Here is a 21,619-nt window from a genome sequence, read left to right as displayed (position 1 = left end):
CATACTTCCTGCAATAAACTTTATAGAAAACAATATATTTTTTATAGAATGCATAGTTTAAATGTAATCATTTTCTTCAAAAATAAAAGAGCTTTTTAAAATCTCTGTTGTGAACGAGGCATGAAAGGCATATTTACACATTTGCCATTTCACCAACAAAGCTGTTTGAACTTGTATTTTTAATATGAATTGCCACTACATCTCCTGTCATAGCGTCTGTATCCACGACAACGGGCAAAAGCCAAGGTGAACGTCCTACCATTTGTCCTTCGTGACGCCCAGCTTTTTCGATGAGAACATCGGTTGTTTGACCAATTTTAGAACGCAAAAATGCATCTTGTTGCTCAAGGAGCAGAACTTGTAAATGCTGGAGTCTCGCATCTTTTACAGTCTCATCAACATGATTCTTCATTGTTGCACCAACTGTTCCAGGGCGGGGTGAATATTTAAAAGAATAAGCTGAACTATATTGAACCTGTTTAACAAGTTTAATGGTTTCTTCAAAATCTTCGTCTGTTTCTCCTGGAAATCCTACAATAAAATCGCCTGAAAAAGCAATATCGGGTCGTGCGGTGCGAATTTTTTCGATAAGTTGAAGATAATCAATGCTTTTATGTTGGCGATTCATTGCTTTTAAGATGCGATCTGAACCTGATTGAACAGGCAAATGGAGATAAGGCATCAATATGTCAAGATCTCGATGCGCGGCAATAAGGCTATCATCCATATCTCGTGGGTGGCTGGTGGTGTAACGCAGACGTTTTAAACCATCTAGTTTGGCAAGATGATAGAGAAGATCACCAAGACGCCAAGTTTTACCATTTGCACTTTGTCCATGCCAACCATTTACATTTTGTCCAAGCAGCGTAATTTCTTTGACACCTGCTTCAATAAGTTGGCGTGCTTCTTCGGTAATTTGTTCTACAGGTCGTGATATTTCGGCACCGCGTGTGTAAGGAACAACACAAAAAGTGCAAAATTTATCGCATCCTTCTTGTACTGTTAAAAATGCACTAACGCCCCGTTTTCTGACAGCACGTTTATTATGCGGCGGTAAGTGAGCAAATTTATCTTCAACAGCATAGTCTGTTTCGATAATTTTTTTCCCCTGTTTTGCTTTTTCTAACAAATCTGGTAAGCGGTGATACATTTGTGGACCAATAACGAGATCCACGGTTGGAGCACGGCGTAAAATTTCACTCCCCTCAGCTTGAGCAACACAACCAGTTACACCAATCATCAAGGGTTTATCGGGGCTCCGTTCTTGACGTATCACCCGCAAACGACCAAGATCCGAATAAAGTTTTTCTGCTGCTTTTTCGCGAATATGACAAGTATTAACAAGAATAAGATCAGCGTCATTTGGCGTTTGTGTCGTAACATAACCTTGCGCACAGAGACTATCAGTCATTCGCTGGCTATCATAAACATTCATTTGGCATCCATAGGTTTTGATAAAAACCTTTTTAAGAGGAACAGGAGGTACATTTTTAGGATCTGCTTTATTCATAGCATGTGTCTAAATGTTTTTGATATAAATCTCAATCTGTTTGCTGAAAAGTTTTTTCCATAACGATTGCGTCTACTCGGCTATTTTTTGTTTGATAGTAAGCAGGGCGTTTAGAAATTTTTTGAAATTTAAAACGTTGGTAAAGGTTCAAAGCAGAAAGATTTGTTTCTTCTACTTCTAAGAAGAGTTTAAGAGCACGCGCATTATGCAGATGGTGAAGTGTGCGATCAATAAGCAAGGAACCAATACCGTGTCGATGAAAATCAGGGTGAACAGCAATTGTGATAATTTCTGCTTCATCAAGAATAAGACGGCAAAGGCAAAAGCCTACAATTTGTTCAGGTTTTTCAATGAGAGAGGCTTTGTATCCAAAGATAGAACAATCTGTTAAGAAATCATCAAAAGCTTGCTTTTCCCAAGCAGGAACAAAACAAGAGTGATGGATTTGATGAAGAGAAGCACTATCATTAATTTGGAGTGGAGCAACCTCAAAAAGCTTTTTTGGCAATAAAAATTTAGACATTATTTTTTCGTGGTAATGCAAAACCAGTTTGTTGTTTTGCATCGGCATTACGTAAATAGAGCGGGCGGGGTGGATCTTTTGGTTGTTTGTTTGCAGCAAGATGGGCATAACTTACAATGTCTGCTGCCTCACAAAAGCTTTGGTCTCGTATGATTTTTTTATTTATCTTATTGTCTATAATATGCTGTACAATAATATCAGTTGCTGGACCGGTTAATCTCGTTTGTTGTGGTAAACCTTCGATGATATCCTCAATTGTTTTTAATCCTGGTTCTCCTAAAGGTGTCAAATCTTCATTGAAGTTTTGATGGTAGAACATATCTCTTCCTGCGTCAATGACGACAGTGATTGTTGATGCAGTATTTGTACTGGTTTTTGTTTGTGCTGCTAATGCTTCCAGTGCACTTATTCCGACAGCTGGTATCTCAAGCGCTAACGCTAAAGCGCGTGCTGTGGAAACCCCCACACGCACACCAGTGAAAGATCCAGGTCCAATATTGACAGCAATACGATCAACTTGATTAAGGGTCATGTTGGCTTGTATCATGACTTGTATAATATGTCCCATAAGCTTTTCTGCATGCCCCTTTTGCATGCGTTCATTGATACGCGCGATGATAGATTTATGACGAACGAGTGCAACGGCGCAATAAATTGAAGCAGTGTCTATAGCAAGAATAAGCATAAATATACTTTAGTTGAATAAGATGATAAACAAAAGGTCTACCGTGCTTTTTAGTTTTTTCATTTTGTAATAATTGAAGAAGATTGCTAGTGCAAATAAGCAGCAATATCTTTTTTCTTGGATACGGATTTGATTGTCATTCACATCCTTTTGTAAATTATAGTGCGTAAAAGAAATTTGAAAGGAGAAATTTTGAAGTCACATTTGTTTTTCTCCGATAAGAACATAGTCTGTATTGAGATGAGAGTGATAAAATAAAAAAGTAATTTTTATACATTGTATATTTCTATACACTGTTTATGGCAAATAATTATGTGCTGTAAAGCAGTTTAACAGTTTGCTACGTATATCAAAAGTGCATTTCATTTTTATCATCAAATGATAAGAAAATTTTTATAATTTTTCACTTGGTTTAATAGAAGAGCTTTCCAATATTGGTAAATCTACGGGATGATTGTATAGTAGGCTGAAAAAAGTAAAAATATTTGAGAACACATATTTCAAAATGTAATATGACTTAAATCATTCAATTGTATCATGATAAGACTACAAATTCCAAGGATAAGTATGGAGCAGGTTGAAGCCAAGATGACACGCCATCCTGCTTTTTTTAAGGATCGGATATCAACGCCTAGTCCCAAAGCTGCCATTGAAATGACAGTGAACAACTGAGCGATAAATCGTATGGGTATAAGAGCGCTTTCAGGAATAAGATCGCTGGAGCGGATCAACATCATAATAATAAAGCCAATGATAAACCATGGAACAAGAGTGTGTAGGCGCAAGCGGGTTTGGGCTGATCGGTGATAAATAATTGACAAGGCAAAAATAACAGGACCCAGCATGAGAACACGCACTAATTTAACAACTGTTGCAATTTGAACACTTATAAAAGAAACAGATGCTGTTGCTGCCAAAACTTGTGGTACGGCATATACCACCATGCCTGCAAGTACACCATATTGACTCAATGACAAATTGAGGAGAGGATGTAAAACAGGAAGAAGTAAAATAATAAGGATTCCTAAAAGGGCGGTAAAAGCAATTGATGCAGCGACTTCTTCATGTTTTGCTTTAATGACAGGTGCAACGGCAACAATAGCGGAATTACCACAAATAGCGTTACCACAAGCAACCAGCATTGCTAAATGTGAAGAAAGCCCGAAAATTCGGCCAATAAAAAAACTTATAAGAATAGTTACAAATATAACGAATATGATGCTAGCAAGCAAACTCCAACCGGCTGAAAAAACGGCGTGTATGCTAATGCTTGCTCCTAGAAGAACAATAGCAAATTCAAGAAGTGTTTTTGCACAAAAGGTTATACCTTTTTGAAAATATGTTGGCAAAGTAAAACAACTACGGATAATCGATCCTAAAATAATTGCTAAAACCAGACTTTCGAGCCATGCTTGCCCAAAAAGCTGTTTTTCTACAACTTCTAGACCATATGCTAAGGCTGATATGAGTAAACATATCAAGATACCAGGAAAAAAGTCATTTAAAAGTGAGAGATTTTTCTTTACCAATTTAATATTTCCCCCAAAAAAGAACAATGAGCAATGATAGCAAATAGAAGAGACAACAGCTAAGAGCAAAAAGTTTTTAAAGATTTGTTCTTGCTTGTAAGGCTGCTGCTAAAGTTCCATCATCAAGATAATCAAGCTCACCTCCTACAGGCACTCCATGGGCAAGTCGGGTCACTTTAACTGAAAAGTTGGAAAGCTGATCCGTGATATAGTGCGCTGTCGTTTGTCCCTCAACAGTAGCATTGACAGCCAGAATAATCTCTATAATTGAATTTTGTACAACGCGTTGTATTAAAGAAGTGATATTAAGTTCATCAGGGCCTATTCCATCTAAGGGAGAAAGACGTCCACCCAGTACATGATAACGTGCGGCGAGAGTTTTTGCACGCTCTAAAGCCCACAGATCAGCGATATCCTCAACAACAATAATTGTTGTATCATCACGGCGTGGATCTGTACAAATCGAACAAGGATCAATTGTATCTACGTTTCCACAAACAGAACAAATGCAAACTTTATTTACAGTTTCCTGTATTGCTGCTCCCAAAGGTTCCAGCAGTGTTTCCTTTTTTTTGATAAGGTAAAGTGCTGCACGTCGGGCAGAGCGTGGACCAAGACCTGGTAACCGTGCTAAAAGTTGAATAAGACGCTCGATTTCAGGTCCTGCAATGTGTTTAGACATATTGTTGTCCCATGGGATTAAATAAAATATGCTTCATTAAAATGGTAGTTTGAAACCTGATGGAAGCGGTAATCCTGCTGTTATACTTTTGGTTTTTTCTGCTACAATGGCTTCCATCTTTGCTTTGGCTTCATTATAGGCTGCCATAATGAGATCTTCAAGGACTTCAACTTCCTCAGGTGTAAGTAGTGAAGGATCAATGTGAACCGCCGTTATAACATTTTGGCCGTTTAAAGTGATGCTGACAAGTCCCCCTCCAGCAGAACCCATGACTTCAATTTTTTTCAGTTCCTCCTGAATTGTTTGCATTTTTTCTTGCATTTCTTTGGCTTTTTTCATCATGCTCATCATGTCACGCATAGAAATGGGTATCCTTATTCATCATTAGTTTCACTTTCATTTTCAAAAGTATCAATATTTTTAAAGCTATTAGATGGTAAATCAAGGTCATTTTCTTGTTTATTCAGGCGAATATCGACAATTTTCGCTTCTGGGAAATGGTTAAGTATTTTTGCGATATCAGGATCTGTTTCTGCATTGGAAAAAAGAGTCTTTTGGACAGCCATACTTTCTTCCTGTAAGGTTGGTCCTCCCCCTTCACTGACAAAGGTTACAGTCCAGCGTTTTTTTGTCCATTGAAAAAGCATTTTTTCTATATCACAAGCAAGTGAATGTGGAGCATCTTCAGAAAGCCTTAAGGTAATATGCCCTGGTTTAAAGGAAACAGGATGCACAAATTCTTTAATAAGGAGTTTGAAAGGCGTCTCATTATACTGTTCAGCTAATTTAACAATATCGTGCAAGGAATTGATAACAGTGGTTTGCGATACAGTAATTTCTTCTGCGTTCCTCCTAGAGGAATGTGATAAATGCGTAATATCTTCAGAAAGTTTAACAGACTTTGAAGTTTCAAGAGTGTCTGTTATTTCAGGAGTGTTGGTACTTTTAAAAACTTGAGTTTTAGCTGTCTCTTTTTCTTGTAAGGAGTGGCTAAGTTGTTTGCCTACGGATGGTTTGAAATCAGATTGATTAGCTGGCACGTTTGAAACGTTTTGGGAAGAATCAGCATATAGAGTTGTTACTTTTGTCGTATTATTTGCATTTGTGGACTCTTGATGAGATGAGTTTGTGACGATTGTGAGAGATGTTTTTTCTTGGCTAAGTTTTTTTAAGGCTTCATCAAGAGTAGGCAAATCAGCAGTGTGAGCAAGGCGAATAAGCAACATTTCAGTAGCTTGAAGTGGGTGTGCTGTCTGACTCACCTCTTGTAAGCCTTTGAGTAACATTTGCCAATTTCGAGATAACACAGGGACGGAAAGTTTTTGTGAAAAGCTTAAGCTTCTTAAGCGCTCCTCTTCGGTCAGCGAGAGATCTTCGGCTATCTCTGGAGTAAAACGGAGACGTGTGACCAGATGATTGAAATCGGCTAATTCTGTCAATATCGTGAGAGGATCAGCCCCTGCATCATATTGGCTACGTAATTCATGCAAGGCATTTACGACGTTGCCCTTCATGATGAATTCAAAGAGATCAATAATACGTGCTTGATCAGCTAGCCCTAGCATTGCACGCACTGCAACAGCACTAACATTCCCATTGCTATGAGCAATTGCTTGATCAAAAATGGACAATGCATCACGTACAGAGCCTTCTGCAGCACGAGCAATCATGGAGAGCGCTTGCTCTTCCACTTCTACCTTTTCATATTTTGCAATTTGGTACAAATGTGTACTCAAAACTTTTGCTTCAACACGTCGTAAGTCAAAACGCTGACAACGTGAAAGAATGGTAATAGGAACTTTGCGAATTTCTGTCGTTGCAAAAATAAATTTTACATGCGCTGGTGGTTCTTCAAGTGTTTTTAAGAGACCATTAAATGCCTGCGTTGAGAGCATATGCACTTCATCAATAATATAAACTTTATAGCGAGCAGAAACAGGACGATAACGTATTTGTTCAATGATTTCACGAATATCATCAATACCCGTATGCGAAGCCGCATCCATTTCTATAACATCGATATGGCGTCCTTCAATGATTTGTGTGCAATGTTCACCAAGTGTATTTAATACGGTTGTTGGTTGGTCAATATCTTTTGTTTTGTAATTGAGTGCACGTGCCAAAATACGCGCTGTGGTTGTTTTGCCAACTCCACGAATTCCTGTTAGCATCCACGCTTGTGCAATGCGACCTGTTTCAAAGGCATTTGTAAGGGTACGCACCATAGCTTCTTGACCAATAAGGTCAGAGAAATTTTGAGGCCGATATTTGCGAGCAAGAACACGATAGGTTGTTTCTACCGGCATATTTTCCATCAACGATTCCAACTTTGAAGCTCTTTATGCGTATAGTTCGATAATACAAAGGCACAGATTAATATCATAGTCTAATATAAAAGGATTTTTTCTCAATCAATTTATTTTTTGAAGGAATAGGACAATTTTCTTAAAGACAGCCCCAAACCTTTTATTTGCTTCTTGCACAACGCTGCTTTGAAAATTGAAAACACTTCACTAAGAAACAAAAAAAACGTAATTTACAGAAAGAAGTAGGAGGCTGGTACAATGACCCGTACAAAAACCCGTTGGGGCTGCTTCTTTCCAGACCTGACCCAGTTGGCGAGCAGTTCGTCCATCACCAACCTCCCATGCTCATATTGTCGATTTAAAATGAAAAATCAAGCTAAGAAACAAGAAATATGCTGCGAACAATGAAGAATTTTTCCTTTGTGCTTCATTCTGGTATTATGGGCGACAAGGGTGATGGAGATTCATCAATTTTTATGGGAAGAGCGCATTCTATTTGATTTGCTATGAACAAGATGATTATGTTGTTCGACATTAAGGAGATGTTTATTGACTAAAGTTTCGTTAAAGGAGAAGGAATTTATTTTTTTGAATTTCTTTAAGCAAAGAAGCCTGTGCTTGTCGCAAGAGCTTCACAATTAAATCTTCTCATCCATTGCAACATGAACTGTTGGCACGTCTATGAAATTTTTAAATGGTTTGTTCTAAGAAGATTTAAGCAGCATTCAAAAAAATATTAGAATCAATGTATCAAGAATCTCTATGCGAATAGACACATGTTTGAAAATCTTATTTCGAAGCTTTATCTAGTTATACTGTAAAACACTATCATTTAAGGTGAGGTGATATAAGGTATGTAAAACTTTACACATTAAGTATTTTAAAGCAATGGTGTGAATATTTAGGGCAGAGCTTGCACGTAGATTCTTGTAGAAATGAAATACATTGAGTGGTTAGTAGGTGGCAACCGTGAGATAAGAAGCTTGATTTTTTATAGACGGATATGATTAGAAATCTTCGTCTTTTGAAGTGCGAGTAGGTAATCAATTTTACATTGCGTACCTTAAAAAGTTTAATAGAAATAGTAAGTTATACCTTATGAAACTTGTTGTCATATTCTCTCAAGGCATGATAAAAAAATGCAGGAGCAAAAAGAAGCAGACAGGTGATTTAATAAGTTAAATTATAAAGAGAGTTTATAGCATTTTAAGATGATTTTCATGGCAAGGATGAATGCGATATTCTCATTTTAAAATACTCTGATAATCAAAATACAAAATAATTCATTGGCAGCAAAAGGCGTTCACTATTCAGTTTTTTTATTTTATTTTTCTGAACAGCGTGATTTTACGAACCAAGCACAAAGTTCAATCCCCCTAAAAATCAAGCGTTGATAATGTACAACGCTTGATTTCAAAAAAGCTTACTCCAGCATTGTTATAAAATCATGCAAGCCTAGGTATTGTTAGAATATTATTAATTGTAATCCCCTGTATCACAGTCTATTCCAATAATTTTTTTCTTAGTAATATTTTTAAAAATATAATGTCCTGATGATGGAAAGCTTATATGGAGAGATTTTATACCTTTGAATGTAAAGAGCTTATGTTCTTTATCATGTTTTATTTTCTTTTCATCATCCGCAACAATTTTAAGTTTGTCCAAGTCAGAAGGGGAAGAGTACGATAAAGAAAAGGATGCTTTTTTAGGTTTAAATGCTTTGCAAGCATATTCAACACCTTGATGCATTGTATTATCGGGCGTACCAATAGTAACACTTTCACTTGGCGCAAAATTCCACGCTCTCTCACCAAATCCAGCAAATGCAACATTGGAGCACGCGAGAATATTAGCGGCTAATAATCCTTGAGTGATAATTTTTTTCATTATTTTTCCCTTTTGTTCTAAAATAAGGTTAATCATAAAGGAGTTTTCATTAATATAAAAGATCAAATTTTATTATGAAAAACAGGGCAAAATTGCAATTTTAGTTTCATAAAAATCGTTTTGATATTGCTTGAATTCAAGACAATTTAAATTATTCCTGTTTGATGTCTTCTAAAAGAAATTTCAATTGTTGTGTTACCTTTTTTACGAGATTGGCGCGCATCCCTTTAAAATAAATTGCCATAGATAATAGCATATCTAGCCAAAGAGCTTTTTGTATGGGAGAAATAGGATAGCTGAGGAAGATTTTGTCTTTGTGCTTGTATTTTTTCTTCTGCCGAATTTATGTTCTTTTATATGTTATTCATGGAAAATATTATCCGGAAAATTGAAAATGTCCATGAAGTGGTGGGATAGCTCATTTTTTCAGTGTTTATGATAAAGTTATGTTAGCAAGAAAAGAGCCTGCCTTCCTAAGGCGTATTACACCATGAAATTTTTAGAATATTCTTCGATGTCTATGAAAAGTGATACAATTGAATTGTTTTCATAGAGGTGTGCGATCGTTTTGAGCCGGATAAATGCCGATAATGCGAAGTTCAGCAGAGAAGAAAGATAGCTCTTCTAAAGCAAGTTGCATCATGGGATCTTCAGGATGCCCTTCGATGTCAACAAAAAATTGTGTTGCATTGAAATTTCCACCAATTTGATAGCTTTCTAATTTTGTCATATTGATGCCGTTTGTGGCAAATCCTCCCATAGCTTTATAAAGAGCAGCGGGCACATTGCGCACGCGAAAAAGAAGGCTAGTGATAATTTTTTCACCATTTTGTGGTTTAGGCACGGAGCGTTGAGAACGCGAAAGGATGACAAAACGAGTAATATTACGAGGATTATCTTCTACATTTCTTTCAAGAATATCAAGCCCATAGAGTTCTGCTGCGATGAGAGGAGCCAAAGCTGCTTGTGAACGCTTTGCATTTTGTTTAATAAATTTTGCAGCTCCAGCAGTATCAGGTGAAACAACAGGGAGCCAGCCATTTTTTCGTATGATTTTCCGGCATTGTGCAAGGGCATGCGTATGGCTATGAACGGTTTTAATTTCATCATGCGTAACGCCAGGTAAAACCATGAGTTGAAAATGAATAGGCAAAAAATATTCATCAATAATATAGAGGGATGATTGTGGTAAAAGATGATGAATATCCGCAACACGGCCAGCAAGAGTATTTTCAATAGGGATCATAGCAAGATCAGCTTGCTCACTTTCCACTAAGTTAAGGGCCTCTTCAAATGTTGCTGAGGGTACAGCATCCATATCAGGGAACATATTGGAGCAAGCGATATGAGAATTGGCACCATATTCCCCTTGGAAAGAGATTTTATTGGTTTTCTTAAGTGCTTTCATGCTAAAATCTTACGTACTCTTTCAAGGTCACTTTGTGTATCAACGCTTAAGGGAATAGTGTCGATGATTTCTACATCGATACGCATATTATGCTCTAATGCGCGTAATTGTTCAAGTTTTTCACGTTGTTCAAGTGGAGAAGGTTTTAGCGCCACAAATTTCTCCAATGCTCCACGCCGATAAGCATATATCCCAATATGATGGTAAAGGGGACCATCTCCATAAGGCGCTGTTGCGCGGGTAAAGTAAAGAGCACGAAGGCGATTTTGAGAAAGTGGTGAACCAATAATTTTGACCACATTCGGATCGCTCTTTTCATTTTCGTCACTGATTTTAGCAGCCAAGGTTGCAATATCAGTGAAGCTATTTTCCAAAGGGCGTAAAGCACTGATAATTTCATGGGGCGTTATTGTTGGCAGATCACCTTGTACATTCAAAATGGTATTGTAGCGTTGTTCAGGATCAATATGCATTAAAGCTTCATAAATGCGATCAGAACCAGATTTATGATCGCCACATGTTATGATACATTCATGTCCATAAGCTGTAACGGCTTTGGCGATATCATTATGATCTGTTGCTACGAGAGTCCGTCCAATTGCAGCTTTTTTCGCTTGTTCAGCAACATGAACAATCATAGGCTTTCCAGAAATTTCAGCGAGAGCTTTTTGGGGTAGACGGGTTGAGCCCATACGGGCGGGAATAAGAATAATTGGTTCAAGCGTCATTACAAAGTTCCAAATGCCATTGTGACGTATTTATAATGTTGTATGTTATAAGGAAAGAGCTTAAACTAGGAATGGTAATGAAAAGATGAACGTTTAAGTTTTTATGAATCGCTCAACAGTTGTTTATTTTGTTGTTTCTTGCCTCTTTGTCTTGATTGTTTTGCTGGGAATTTCCACACTTAGCGATATAGTCTATGATAACTCTCCATCGGTTCAATATTCTTATACGGTGCCAAAAAGTAATACGTCCAAGGGAAAACAACAGGCATCGAGTCCTTCTTTATCATTAAATGAGCGTCTTCAACAGGGTAATCTTGAAAATGGGCGTAAAATTTTTCGCCAATGTGCTATATGCCATACCTCGGGACGCAATGAAGCTGGTCGTGTTGGTCCAGTTCTTTGGGACATAGTGAATCGTTCTTTAGCCGCGTCACCAAGCTTTGCTTATTCACGGGCATTGCGTGCAAATTCTCATCAAAGGTGGGATTTTACAAATTTAGATCGTTATCTACAATCACCACGTAGAGCATTTCCAGGAACAACGATGTCTTTTCGTGGGATAAAAAATGATCAAGATCGTGCAGATCTTTTGCTTTATTTACGCAGTTTATCTGATGACCCCATTCCTTTACCAATGGATAATAAAGAAGACAAACAAGATCAGACCAAAGATTAAGCTATTTCAGAAGTAAATCATTTTAGAAAGAGACGTGATTGATTTTTAGATTTTTATTTTTTTTGAGTATTCCGATGTGCTTTTAATCCACTCAATTCATCTGCCTTTATTGCATAGTGGAATCCGCTACATAAGATTTATGCGGTTAATGATGCTGAAAAAAGCAATTTAATTTTTCAGATTACATCGTCTCGTTAACATGTTTTTATTCTTAAGAGTAAAAACATGTTACTTAAATTTTATCCATTAAAGAAGTGGGGGTGCATTGAATTTAATAGCACTTGGAAATTGTGCATGAGTGACAAATATTTTTCCATTTCCATTTCCATTTCTTCTTCCTCTCTTGTTAGTAATAAAACAAAATATGCCCATAAGTTTGTTGGATAAAAATAATTAGCAAATTAGAAAACACAAACACTAAAAAAACTCCCTTGAGAGTTTTTTTTGAAAACAAAATTGATATCATCTCTATATTAGCCCCTATCAAAGGGAGTAAATAAATATTTTAAAGGGTAAATCATTTGAATTTTGTTAAAGTTAGCAATAAATTTTCTAGAAATAAAGCGTGATAAGAACACGTTTTGCTTATCTTTCGAATATAAAAGAGAGTTCTAATTATGTATTGTTTTTTTTCTATTTTTGAAGGAGTTTCATGAATATTATATAAAATTATTCACTCTCTGTCATAAAAGTGTACTGACAATTAATATTTTTTTATAGACAATTGGAAAATAAAAAAAAAGAGATTAAGGGGAGGGTGTTATGGATCATATATTTTGTAACTAATGAATAATTTTAAAGAATTCTTTTCCCTGTGATAATTTCTCAGGGAAGAGTTTGTTTTGATGAGTAAATGTGGGGGGAGAATGTATGGAACAGCAATATGTTTTGGGAAAATATACCCGTGTTGTTATTCGTGAAGAGGATGCCATTTTTGGTGCGGGCTCAAAACAATTTGTTATCAAGGAGAGAAAATACTGGGAAAATTGAGTACTTATCGCAGCGCAGTGGATTGAGAAAAAGACACTAGAAGAAGTTTACGAGTCGCTATCGTCAAGCATGTTAAAAGAGGATTTTAATCACGCATTTGACTTTCTTTTTTCTAACCACTTTCTTGTTTTGGCTGAGACATCGGACAACATCTTCAAGAATCGATATTCAAGAAATCATCTCCATTATCAAAGTTATGATATGGATCCAGAAACCGTTCAATATATCCTTTCACAAAAAATGGTGGTCATTTTAGGGTGTGGTGGGATTGGTAGTCATGTATCAGCGATACTTGCATCCTCTGGCGTGGGAAAATTAATTCTTGTCGACAATGATGTGATCGAAATAAGTAACCTTACCAGACAAATTCTTTTTACTGAACAAGATGTTGGACTGCCTAAGACCACTGTTCTTCGGCGTGAATTATTGCAGAGAAACAGTGAAAGTGAAGTTACTGAGCTACAAATGTCAATCATGGACAAAACGGATATCAACAAATTACCCAAAGCTGATTTATGGATTATTTCTGCTGACACACCTGATCAGTTGATGCCATGGGTAAATGAGTGGTGTGTAAAGAATCAACAAGCTTATATAAATTCTGGGTATGTCAATGATATAGCTGCATTTGGACCTTTTTACATACCAGGAAAAACTGGTTGCTATGCATGTGGTTCATCCATAGGAAATCTTCCCCCAAAAAGTGACGATTTACTCTATGAGGCTTGCGCTGCTATTAATAATAATTTTAAAGTTGCAACGTTTCCTCCCGTGAATGCTCTTTCAGCTGCTATGTGTGCTAACGATGCTCTTAAATTTTTAGGTAATTATGGTGATCTCCTTTCCACGGATTGTCGTATAGGAATATGGAGTAGCAAGCTTTTCACAGAAGAGCGTTCTTTTAAAGAGATTCCCCACTGCAAAGTTTGTGGAACAAAACAATGAACAGATCTCGAACGCTTGCAGTAACCTACGGATCTTATCACGCGGTACGGATGTTAATCGGTGTTTATCATGCTATTTTTCTCATGTCTATGGGGGTTACTCTATCCCAATTGGCTTTACTTCAAGTCGCCTTTTCGGTAACCGTTTTACTTCTTGATTTTCCTTGTGCTGTTTTCGCTGACAGATATCGGCGTAAATATTCAGTAACAGTTGGGATTTTTATGACGGGATTGTTTTATCTTCTCTGTCTTCAAGCCCCTAATATGATAGCGCTTACCATTGCACAAATCCTCTATGCAGCAGGAATTTGCTTCATTGCTAGCGCCATTGATGGATGGATTTATCATTCTCTAGGGCATCAACAAGATCGCTTTTCGTATTATGCACATCTCTCTCACCAGATAAACTCTTTCGGTAGCATTATCAGTGGTATCATAGGAATTGCAACGATCTATTATTCTAGGCAATATTTTATGGGGTATATTATCTCAGGCATCATGATGGGAGTAATTTTCTTTATATTTCTTATTGTTCCTGAAGAAAAAACATCTGTGAATGAAGGGACAAAAACAAAGACGATCTTGCAAAATGCTAAGGAAACGCTCTGGGTATTTAAAAACACCGTGGGTGGAGTATGGTTTATTTTGCTGATGTGCCTTTTCAGTGCTGGTATTCAAGTTATTTATCACTTCTGGCAGCCAATAATACTCTCTGGTGGAAAGATTAGCCACCTCAACACTTCGCAAATGTTGACACTTATGTTCTGCCATATTGGAGCTTTCTCAGCGCAATATTTTTCTAATTTACTGATGTCTAAGTATCACGTACTTGATAAAAAATATAAGGATTATATGAAATATTTTTCATTTTTCTCTGCCCTTATGTGTATTGCTCTTTATTTTTTGTCCATAGCAATCAAACTGCTCTAGCAATTATCGCCTTTTCTTTAATTCATGGATTTATTTGCACTGTACCGATAGGAGCAAAGAGTCTGTTTTTCTCAGAGCTTACCCAAAAACAAACTGGGCATATTTCTGGTATTATTGGTGCTGTATCTTTCAGTGGAAGAATATTTTCAATAACGGTGTTAAGCGCTATTTCATTTCTTCCTGCAAAAATTTCACCGTCTTGTTATCTTATACTACCGACTTTAACTTTTTTCCTATGTGGTTTGGTTACTATCAAGTGGATGCCGCTCTCTGGTAAGTCTATTTTGAAAAAAACAATATGACAAATACAGTTGAAAAATATTTGCTTCTGAATTTTTAGAGATCAGGAAAATAATCAGGATTTATTTTACGAATGAAACAGGAAAATTTGTCGCCAGAAGTTTTTCTATGATGTAAATTACTGAATGCAGTGCACTGAAATCATACAGAATTCTGTATGGCTGAATTTGCTTTATTTCATCAAACACGGTTTCTAAGATTTCTCTAAAAACGGCAACTTTACTTTCATTCTAGAGTATAGAAAAAAGAACTTTAACAGAAGTTGTGAGGATATGAAAAAAGAAGAGATTATTGATATATTTACGCTTTGCATGAGATTTGCCTCGTTCTTTTTCTCTGCTATATTATTCCCATGAGTTTTCTCGTAGACAGAGAAAGCGCATCGCTTTTACATATGCAGTTATCCTTAAACTACGTTTTATCATGCTTGATGAACCTACGGCTTCTCTTGATGTAAGTGTGCAGCACAGATTATTGACCTTTTACGTCATCTACAACCAAAATATCATTTTGGGGATCTGTTCATGAGTCGTGATTTGAAAGTTATTAAAACGGCTTTCACATGAGGTGATTGTGAAGCGTAATAGAGAAATGGTTGAATATGGTTCTGCTGATCGTATTTTTTCTCATCCCCAAAATTTTCAAGGAGCTTGATTATTTACACTGAAATCTGACCGTTTATAGGTAATGACATTAAATTGCGTTGATAATCCATTATAGAAGAGAATTTTACCTACTAATGGTTCGCCAATATTTGTGATTAGTTTAATGGCTTCCATGGCTTGTAGTGTTCCGATCACTCCAGGTAAAATGCCGATGATTCCAATTTCAGCACATGTTGGGACAACACCAGGGGCGGGCGGACTGGGGAATAAGTCGCGATAGTGAGGATTATAGTCTTTATAAGGCATAAGGACTGTCAGTGAGCCGCTAAAACGTTCTACAGCACCACTTATTAAGGGTTTTTTACAGTGAGCAGCGTGATCAGCAAGCAAATAACGTGTGGTAAAATTATCACATCCATCAATAATAATGTGGTAGGCGTTGATCAGTTTATCCACATTACTTTTATCCAAGTGGATATTATGTTTTTCAACGCTAACATGGGGGTTTATGTCTTTGATAAAAGCAGTGGCGCTCTCCGTTTTACATTGATGAATTGTGTTGGTTTTATGAATCACTTGGCGTTGTAAATTGGAAAGCGAAACGATATCATCATCAACAATTCCAAGAGTACCAACGCCTGCGGCAGCTAAATAGGTTAAGATAGGGGAGCCAAGACCGCCAGCACCAACAACAAGAACACGTGCAGCTTTAAGCTTTTGTTGTCCCGCTCCACCAATTTCAGGCAGAATGATGTGACGTGCATAGCGTTCAATTTCTTCACTGCTTAATTTTGTGTCAGTGTCTTGTATCATAGGCTTTCCCTCGTCATAGTTCTTTTTATGTACGGAATTTATAGCGCATAGACCAGTCTGTTTTTAGTATAAGGAGCTTTTATTTATGAAAATCGCCATTCAGATGGATCATATTTCAACCATTCAGATTCAAGGGGACACAACATTCGCACTTGCTTTAGCAGCGCAAGAACGCGGACATTCTCTCTTTCATTATACACCAGATCGTTTATCTATGCGCGATGGTTGTGTGATTGCATGGCTGGAATCATTAATAGTACGTGATGAAGAAGGGAATCATTATCAATTAGGCAAGTCATGTCGTACGCAATTGAGCGATATGGATGTGATTCTTTTACGGCAGGATCCTCCCTTTGATCTTGATTATATTACGACAACGCATTTGTTAGAACGCATTCATCCTCAGACTCTTGTTGTGAATGATCCAGCATGGGTGCGCAATAGTCCAGAAAAGATTTTTGTCACGGAATTTCCTGATTTGATGCCAGAAACTTTAATTACAAAAGATATTGAAGAAATAATGACTTTTAGAGCCACATTTGGTGATATTATTGTAAAACCACTTTATGGTAATGGGGGGGCTGGTGTTTTTCATTTAAAACGGGATGATTGCAATTTAGCATCGCTTTTGGAAATGTTTGCACAAATTTATCGCGAACCTTTTATTGTTCAGCGTTATTTAAATGCAGTGCGCAAAGGCGATAAACGAATTATTTTGCTTGAGGGTACCCCTGTTGGAGCGATCAATCGGATAGCTGCAGAAACGGATGTTCGCTCGAACTTGCATGTTGGGGGGTGCGCAGAAAATATTGATTTAACAAAACGTGATTATGAGATTTGCCAACGTATTGGTCCAGCTTTAAAGGAACGTGGTCTTTTTTTTGTGGGAATTGATGTGATTGGAGATTATATAACAGAAATCAATGTAACATCTCCTACTGGAATTCGTGAAATAAAACGCTTCGGTGGGACAGATATTGCTCATCTTTTTTGGGATGTTGTTGAGGAGAAACGTTCAAGTTAAATTGATTTGAACACAGAGTCCAAACATGATTTTTTCAGAAAAAATCATTAATGTTACTTTTTATATTTGTTCTGCTACAAATATGAACTAGAATTAAAATTGTCATGTACTGCAAAAAAAAGAATTTGATTCACATTAAGGAGTTTATAGATGAGCAAATTATTATCAGTTGGGGTGGGACTGATTTTCGCGATATTGTTATCAGTGAATGTTAGCAACGCACGTGATCAAATTCAGATGACAGGTTCATCGACAGTTTTACCTTATCAAAAGATCGTTGCTGAGGCATTTGGAGAAATGTATCCTCATTTTAAGGTTCCTGTTATCGAATCGGGTGGAACAGGAGCTGGTATTAAGGAATTTTGTCGTGGCATTGGGGAGAATGCTATTGATATTGTGAATGCTTCTCGAGCAATGAAGTCTAGTGAATTAAAGTCTTGTTTTGATGCTGGTGTAAAAGATGTTGAAGAGATACGCATTGGATATGATGGCATTGTTTTTGCAACAGATATCAATGGTCCTGATTGGAAATTACAACCAGTAGATGTTTATAGGGCACTTGCTGCTCGAATTATGAAAGACGGAAAATTGCAACCCAATAACGTTTTAAAATGGAGCGAAATCAATGGTGCTCTTCCTGATTGGGCAATAGCAGCTTATATCCCTGGAGAGAAGCATGGAACGCGTGAAGTTTTTGAAGAAAAACTATTAAAAGCGGGTTGTAAAGAGAGTGGAGCAGTGGATGCGATGAAGTCTTTGGGGATGGATGAGAAGGCAATACATGCTGCGTGTGTTGCTGTGCGTAAAGATGGTAAAGCTATTGATATTGATGGCGATTATTCTGAAACATTCGCGCGTCTCACTTCTAATAAATCAGGAGTTGGCGTTTTTGGTTTATCTTTTTATCAAAATAATGCTGATAAGCTAAAGGTCGCAGATATTAATGGTGTTGCGCCAACCGTTGAAACAATTTCTAGTGGTCAATATCCCGTTTCTCGTCCCCTTTTTTTCTATGTTAAGAAAGCGCATTTAGGTATTATTCCAGGATTACAGGAATATGTTGATTTTTTTCTTTCTGATCAAATGATTGGTCCAGATAGTCCTTTGGCTGAATATGGTTTGATTGTGGCTTCTGAAAAAGAGCGTCAAGCGCAGCGTTCTGCTTTTTCTGCTGGTAGTGTGATGACATTGGAATAATTTTTTGGATTTGCTGGTGTAGGCATTTTCTGTGCTGCTTTTTTACAAAAATTGAAAGACAATATGCACATTTCCGTTATTATTTTTCTGTTATTGCTTCTTGGTTTTTTTGGATTTTGTATTTCTTATATGCGGGCACGCACTTTGGAATATACGCAATGCAAGATGCATTCTCGTGTGTATTATTACGGTTGGTGGACGTTTTTAATGACGGTTATTCCACCGCTTGTTTTTTTACTTTTTTGGGAGAGTGGGAGTGCAATTTATTTAGAGTATAGTGCCTCTCGAGAGATTGGGACATATAGTGCGCATATAACAGGGCTTATAAATCACGACCTACTTTGGGGAACGCTTCGAAATTTGGTCAAAATGCTTCACCACTTTGAGGGAGATCTTGCTAATACTTCATATGAAGAAGTGCGTGCACAATTATTAGTGAAAGGATTGATTTTACCTTATGAAGCATCAGATGATGTGTTAAGGATAGCACAGTCATGGATATCTTCTTCTAGAAAGCTCCAGTTTATTGGTCATATTTTTCTTTTTGTCGTTGCATTCTTTGGTTTTATTTGCGGACTTATGCAAGTTGCTCCCCATCGGCGTGCGCGCAATAAGGTTGAATGTTTGATTGTTGTGGGATTGGTTTGTGCATCTATTGTTGCGGTTTTGACGACAGTAGCCATTGCACTTTCTATGTTCTTTCAAACGATAAGCTTTTTTCAGTCTGTATCCTTTTCAAATTTCTTTTTTGGAACCGTTTGGGATCCGCGTTTTTCAGCGAGTGGTTCAGGGGATGGTGTGGGGCAATTTGGTTTAATACCATTGCTTGCTGGCACGCTTTATATAGCATTTGTAGCAATGCTTTTTGCTGTGCCAATAGGATTATTTTCAGCCCTCTATATGGCCGAATATGCTTCGTCTCGCTTACGTTCAATAGTGAAACCATTGCTAGAAGTTCTTGCTGGTATTCCCACCATTGTTTATGGTTTTTTTGCTTTGAAGGTTGTTGGTCCATTTTTACGTGATCTTTCTATTTCTCTCTCTGATGGTTCTGGTTTTATTATGGCTCAAAGTGTTTTGACCGCTGGAGTTGTGATGGGAATAATGTTGATACCTTTTGTTTCTTCCTTATCAGATGATGTTATTACAGCTGTTCCACGTATTTTGCGGGAAGGCTCTTATGGTTTAGGAGCAACGCAATCGGAAACGATTAAAAAAGTCGTGATACCAGCAGCGCTTCCAGGAATAATGGGAGCAATTTTATTGACAGCATCCCGTGCCATTGGAGAAACGATGATTGTGGTTTTGGCGGCAGGTGTTGCAGCGAATTTAACACTGAATCCATTCCAAGCAATGACTACAATGACGGTAAAAATTGTAAATCAATTGACAGGTGATTTTGAGTTTAATTCCCCCCAAACTCTTGTTGCTTTTGCTTTAGGGATGACACTCTTTGTTATGACTCTTTTGATGAATATTCTTGCTCTTTATATCGTACGTAAATATCGGGAACAATATGAATGAATGAAGATTTTCTTTTTCCTCGTCGCAATATTGGACTCAAACGTCGATATTGGGCTGAACGTCGTTTCCGCGCGTATGGTATGATTGCTATTTTTATTGGTCTCTTTTTTTTATTTGCCCTTTTATGGTCTATCATCAGTCAGGGTTATACAGCTTTTTTTCACAGTGAAATGACATTATCAATTTATTTGGATGAGAAGATTATTGATCCAAGTGGTTTGCGTGCAAAAAATCCGCAGGTTCTTATAACTGCCAATTATCCTCTTCTTGTACGCAATGCTTTGGTAAAAAAGCTTGGTATAGATCAAAATGATCGAGCATCATTGCGGGATGTTAACCGGATGTTTTCAAGTGGTGTGCGTGTTCAACTGCGTGAAATGGTGACCAAGAATCCAAAGCTCATTGGTACAATACAAAAAATCAAAGTCTTAGTGGCAGCGGATATTGACTCTGCTTATAAAGGGCAAATTAATTTACATGTCGCAGAAAAAAATCGCAAGGTTTCTAATCGCCAAGTACAATGGATGAAACGCTTAGCGCATGATGGCACACTTTATAAAACATTTAATTTTGGTTTTTTTACCTTTGGTGCTTCAAGTCGTCCTGAAACTGCGGGCTTAGGCGTTGCGATTATCGGCTCTTTTTACATGATAGCGATAGTTTTAGCGATTTCACTTCCCATAGGGATAGCAACTGCTGTTTATTTGGAAGAATATGCACGCAAAAATAAGTTTACAGATTTTATTGAAGTGAATATCAATAATCTTGCTGCGGTTCCTTCAATTGTTTTTGGTCTGTTAGGACTTGCGGTGTTTGTTAACTTTTTGGGGCTACCGCGTTCAGCCTCTTTGGTTGGTGGGCTTGTTTTAGCTCTTATGACGCTTCCTACAATTATTATTGCAACACGTTCTGCTTTGCGTGCTGTTCCTCTTTCTATTCGCGCTGCCGCTTTAGGGTTAGGAGCATCAAAAACACAAGTGGTTTTTCATCATGTTGTTCCCTTAGCTGCTCCTGGTATTTTGACTGGTACGATTATTGGTGTAGCTCAGGCTTTAGGTGAGACAGCTCCATTACTTTTGATTGGTATGGTTGCTTTTGTGGTCAATATTCCTACCACCCCTATGGATCCGGCAACAGCTTTGCCTGTGCAGATTTTCATGTGGGCAGGTGAAGCAGAGCGTGCTTTTGTTGAAAAGACTTCTGGTGCTATTATCATATTAATGACTTTTCTTGCGGTCATGAACATTTCGGCGGTTTTTTTACGTCGACGATTTGAACGGCGCCAGTAATTTAGATAAAAGATGATTTCGATAAAGCAGTAACAGAGATAGGATTTATATTTTAAACTAAGGTAAATT

Annotated in this window: 17 protein-coding genes, 1 other RNA gene and 1 pseudogene; 7 read left to right on the top strand and 12 right to left on the bottom strand. The window is 37.3% G+C overall.

Annotation, left to right across the window (positions count from 1 at the left end; genetic code table 11):
- Positions 1 to 133 precede the first annotated feature (133 nt).
- The 11 genes from miaB to PVV69_RS00320 form a co-directional block, all read right to left on the bottom strand.
- Positions 134 to 1,510 (bottom strand): tRNA (N6-isopentenyl adenosine(37)-C2)-methylthiotransferase MiaB, encoded by a 1,377-nt coding sequence (gene miaB, locus PVV69_RS00370; protein ID WP_273756023.1) that lies wholly within the window; start codon positions 1,508 to 1,510, stop codon positions 134 to 136.
- Between the two features lie 31 nt (positions 1,511 to 1,541).
- On the bottom strand, positions 1,542 to 2,033 hold the full coding sequence (gene rimI / locus PVV69_RS00365) for a ribosomal protein S18-alanine N-acetyltransferase (RefSeq protein WP_273756022.1): 492 nt from the start codon (positions 2,031 to 2,033) through the stop codon (positions 1,542 to 1,544).
- The gene (tsaB, locus tag PVV69_RS00360) at positions 2,026 to 2,718 is read right to left on the bottom strand and encodes a tRNA (adenosine(37)-N6)-threonylcarbamoyltransferase complex dimerization subunit type 1 TsaB (protein ID WP_273756021.1); all 693 of its coding nucleotides are present in this window, start codon (positions 2,716 to 2,718) and stop codon (positions 2,026 to 2,028) included. The genes rimI and tsaB overlap by 8 nt, the downstream gene beginning before the upstream one ends.
- 500 nt (positions 2,719 to 3,218) lie before the next feature.
- On the bottom strand, positions 3,219 to 4,247 hold the full coding sequence (locus PVV69_RS00355; RefSeq protein WP_273720066.1) for a YeiH family protein: 1,029 nt from the start codon (positions 4,245 to 4,247) through the stop codon (positions 3,219 to 3,221).
- Between the two features lie 76 nt (positions 4,248 to 4,323).
- Positions 4,324 to 4,929: a recombination mediator RecR gene (gene recR / locus PVV69_RS00350; protein WP_273756020.1), complete on the bottom strand. Its 606-nt coding sequence runs from the start codon at positions 4,927 to 4,929 to the stop codon at positions 4,324 to 4,326.
- A gap of 36 nt (positions 4,930 to 4,965) precedes the next feature.
- Positions 4,966 to 5,289, bottom strand: a complete 324-nt coding sequence (locus PVV69_RS00345) for a YbaB/EbfC family nucleoid-associated protein (RefSeq protein ID WP_273756019.1) — start codon at positions 5,287 to 5,289, stop codon at positions 4,966 to 4,968.
- Positions 5,290 to 5,303: 14 nt separating this feature from the next.
- Positions 5,304 to 7,244: a DNA polymerase III subunit gamma/tau gene (locus PVV69_RS00340; RefSeq protein ID WP_273756018.1), complete on the bottom strand. Its 1,941-nt coding sequence runs from the start codon at positions 7,242 to 7,244 to the stop codon at positions 5,304 to 5,306.
- A gap of 233 nt (positions 7,245 to 7,477) precedes the next feature.
- An RNA gene (gene ffs, locus PVV69_RS00335) (signal recognition particle sRNA small type) lies at positions 7,478 to 7,575 on the bottom strand.
- Between the two features lie 1,136 nt (positions 7,576 to 8,711).
- Entirely contained in the window at positions 8,712 to 9,122 is a 411-nt protein-coding gene (locus PVV69_RS00330; RefSeq protein WP_273756017.1) for a hypothetical protein, read from the bottom strand.
- Positions 9,123 to 9,669: 547 nt separating this feature from the next.
- Entirely contained in the window at positions 9,670 to 10,530 is an 861-nt protein-coding gene (locus tag PVV69_RS00325) for a prephenate dehydratase (RefSeq protein ID WP_273756016.1), read from the bottom strand.
- Positions 10,527 to 11,258, bottom strand: a complete 732-nt coding sequence (locus PVV69_RS00320) for a 3-deoxy-manno-octulosonate cytidylyltransferase (RefSeq protein WP_273756015.1) — start codon at positions 11,256 to 11,258, stop codon at positions 10,527 to 10,529. The genes PVV69_RS00325 and PVV69_RS00320 overlap by 4 nt, the downstream gene beginning before the upstream one ends.
- Before the next feature lie 103 nt (positions 11,259 to 11,361).
- On the opposite strand from PVV69_RS00320, the gene PVV69_RS00315 reads away from it, so the two are divergent.
- From PVV69_RS00315 to PVV69_RS00305, 3 genes and pseudogenes are all read left to right on the top strand, one after another.
- Positions 11,362 to 11,934, top strand: a complete 573-nt coding sequence (locus PVV69_RS00315) for a cytochrome c family protein (RefSeq protein ID WP_273756014.1) — start codon at positions 11,362 to 11,364, stop codon at positions 11,932 to 11,934.
- A 1,191-nt stretch (positions 11,935 to 13,125) separates the two neighbouring features.
- Positions 13,126 to 13,869 carry a ThiF family adenylyltransferase gene (locus tag PVV69_RS00310; protein WP_273756013.1) on the top strand — a complete coding sequence of 248 codons (744 nt, stop codon included), beginning with the start codon at positions 13,126 to 13,128 and terminating at the stop codon, positions 13,867 to 13,869.
- Positions 13,866 to 15,100, top strand: a pseudogene (locus PVV69_RS00305) (MFS transporter). Before PVV69_RS00310 ends, PVV69_RS00305 begins: the two are co-directional and overlap by 4 nt.
- A gap of 639 nt (positions 15,101 to 15,739) precedes the next feature.
- On the opposite strand, the gene PVV69_RS00300 reads toward PVV69_RS00305, so the two are convergent.
- Positions 15,740 to 16,516, bottom strand: coding sequence for a molybdopterin-synthase adenylyltransferase MoeB (locus tag PVV69_RS00300; protein WP_273756012.1), 777 nt, complete (start codon positions 16,514 to 16,516; stop codon positions 15,740 to 15,742).
- Positions 16,517 to 16,601: 85 nt separating this feature from the next.
- Between PVV69_RS00300 and gshB the strand changes: the two genes are divergently transcribed.
- From gshB to pstA, 4 genes are all read left to right on the top strand, one after another.
- The gene (gene gshB / locus PVV69_RS00295) at positions 16,602 to 17,540 is read left to right on the top strand and encodes a glutathione synthase (protein ID WP_273756011.1); all 939 of its coding nucleotides are present in this window, start codon (positions 16,602 to 16,604) and stop codon (positions 17,538 to 17,540) included.
- 150 nt (positions 17,541 to 17,690) lie between these two features.
- Positions 17,691 to 18,737 (top strand): PstS family phosphate ABC transporter substrate-binding protein, encoded by a 1,047-nt coding sequence (locus tag PVV69_RS00290; RefSeq protein WP_273756010.1) that lies wholly within the window; start codon positions 17,691 to 17,693, stop codon positions 18,735 to 18,737.
- A gap of 63 nt (positions 18,738 to 18,800) precedes the next feature.
- The gene (gene pstC / locus PVV69_RS00285) at positions 18,801 to 20,261 is read left to right on the top strand and encodes a phosphate ABC transporter permease subunit PstC (protein ID WP_273756009.1); all 1,461 of its coding nucleotides are present in this window, start codon (positions 18,801 to 18,803) and stop codon (positions 20,259 to 20,261) included.
- Entirely contained in the window at positions 20,258 to 21,550 is a 1,293-nt protein-coding gene (gene pstA, locus PVV69_RS00280) for a phosphate ABC transporter permease PstA (protein WP_273756008.1), read from the top strand. The genes pstC and pstA overlap by 4 nt, the downstream gene beginning before the upstream one ends.
- Positions 21,551 to 21,619 lie beyond the last annotated feature (69 nt).

Source organism: Bartonella sp. MM73XJBT (assembly GCF_028618465.1).
In the GTDB taxonomy this organism is placed as follows: Bacteria; Pseudomonadota; Alphaproteobacteria; order Rhizobiales; family Rhizobiaceae; genus Bartonella.
The sequence above is the reverse complement of the archived record's forward strand: the minus strand, read 5'-3'. Positions and strand labels throughout refer to the sequence as shown.

Coding starts and splice junctions, on each gene's coding strand:
- miaB (WP_273756023.1), bottom strand. CDS start 1,510: ATGAATAAAGCAGATCCTAAAAATGTACCTCCTGTTCCTCTTAAAAAG.
- gshB (WP_273756011.1), top strand. CDS start 16,602: ATGAAAATCGCCATTCAGATGGATCATATTTCAACCATTCAGATTCAA.
- PVV69_RS00330 (WP_273756017.1), bottom strand. CDS start 9,122: ATGAAAAAAATTATCACTCAAGGATTATTAGCCGCTAATATTCTCGCG.
- recR (WP_273756020.1), bottom strand. CDS start 4,929: ATGTCTAAACACATTGCAGGACCTGAAATCGAGCGTCTTATTCAACTT.
- PVV69_RS00325 (WP_273756016.1), bottom strand. CDS start 10,530: ATGAAAGCACTTAAGAAAACCAATAAAATCTCTTTCCAAGGGGAATAT.
- pstA (WP_273756008.1), top strand. CDS start 20,258: ATGAATGAAGATTTTCTTTTTCCTCGTCGCAATATTGGACTCAAACGT.
- PVV69_RS00315 (WP_273756014.1), top strand. CDS start 11,362: ATGAATCGCTCAACAGTTGTTTATTTTGTTGTTTCTTGCCTCTTTGTC.
- pstC (WP_273756009.1), top strand. CDS start 18,801: ATGCACATTTCCGTTATTATTTTTCTGTTATTGCTTCTTGGTTTTTTT.
- rimI (WP_273756022.1), bottom strand. CDS start 2,033: ATGTCTAAATTTTTATTGCCAAAAAAGCTTTTTGAGGTTGCTCCACTC.
- PVV69_RS00300 (WP_273756012.1), bottom strand. CDS start 16,516: ATGATACAAGACACTGACACAAAATTAAGCAGTGAAGAAATTGAACGC.
- PVV69_RS00290 (WP_273756010.1), top strand. CDS start 17,691: ATGAGCAAATTATTATCAGTTGGGGTGGGACTGATTTTCGCGATATTG.
- PVV69_RS00320 (WP_273756015.1), bottom strand. CDS start 11,258: ATGACGCTTGAACCAATTATTCTTATTCCCGCCCGTATGGGCTCAACC.
- tsaB (WP_273756021.1), bottom strand. CDS start 2,718: ATGCTTATTCTTGCTATAGACACTGCTTCAATTTATTGCGCCGTTGCA.
- PVV69_RS00310 (WP_273756013.1), top strand. CDS start 13,126: ATGGATCCAGAAACCGTTCAATATATCCTTTCACAAAAAATGGTGGTC.
- PVV69_RS00340 (WP_273756018.1), bottom strand. CDS start 7,244: ATGGAAAATATGCCGGTAGAAACAACCTATCGTGTTCTTGCTCGCAAA.
- PVV69_RS00345 (WP_273756019.1), bottom strand. CDS start 5,289: ATGCGTGACATGATGAGCATGATGAAAAAAGCCAAAGAAATGCAAGAA.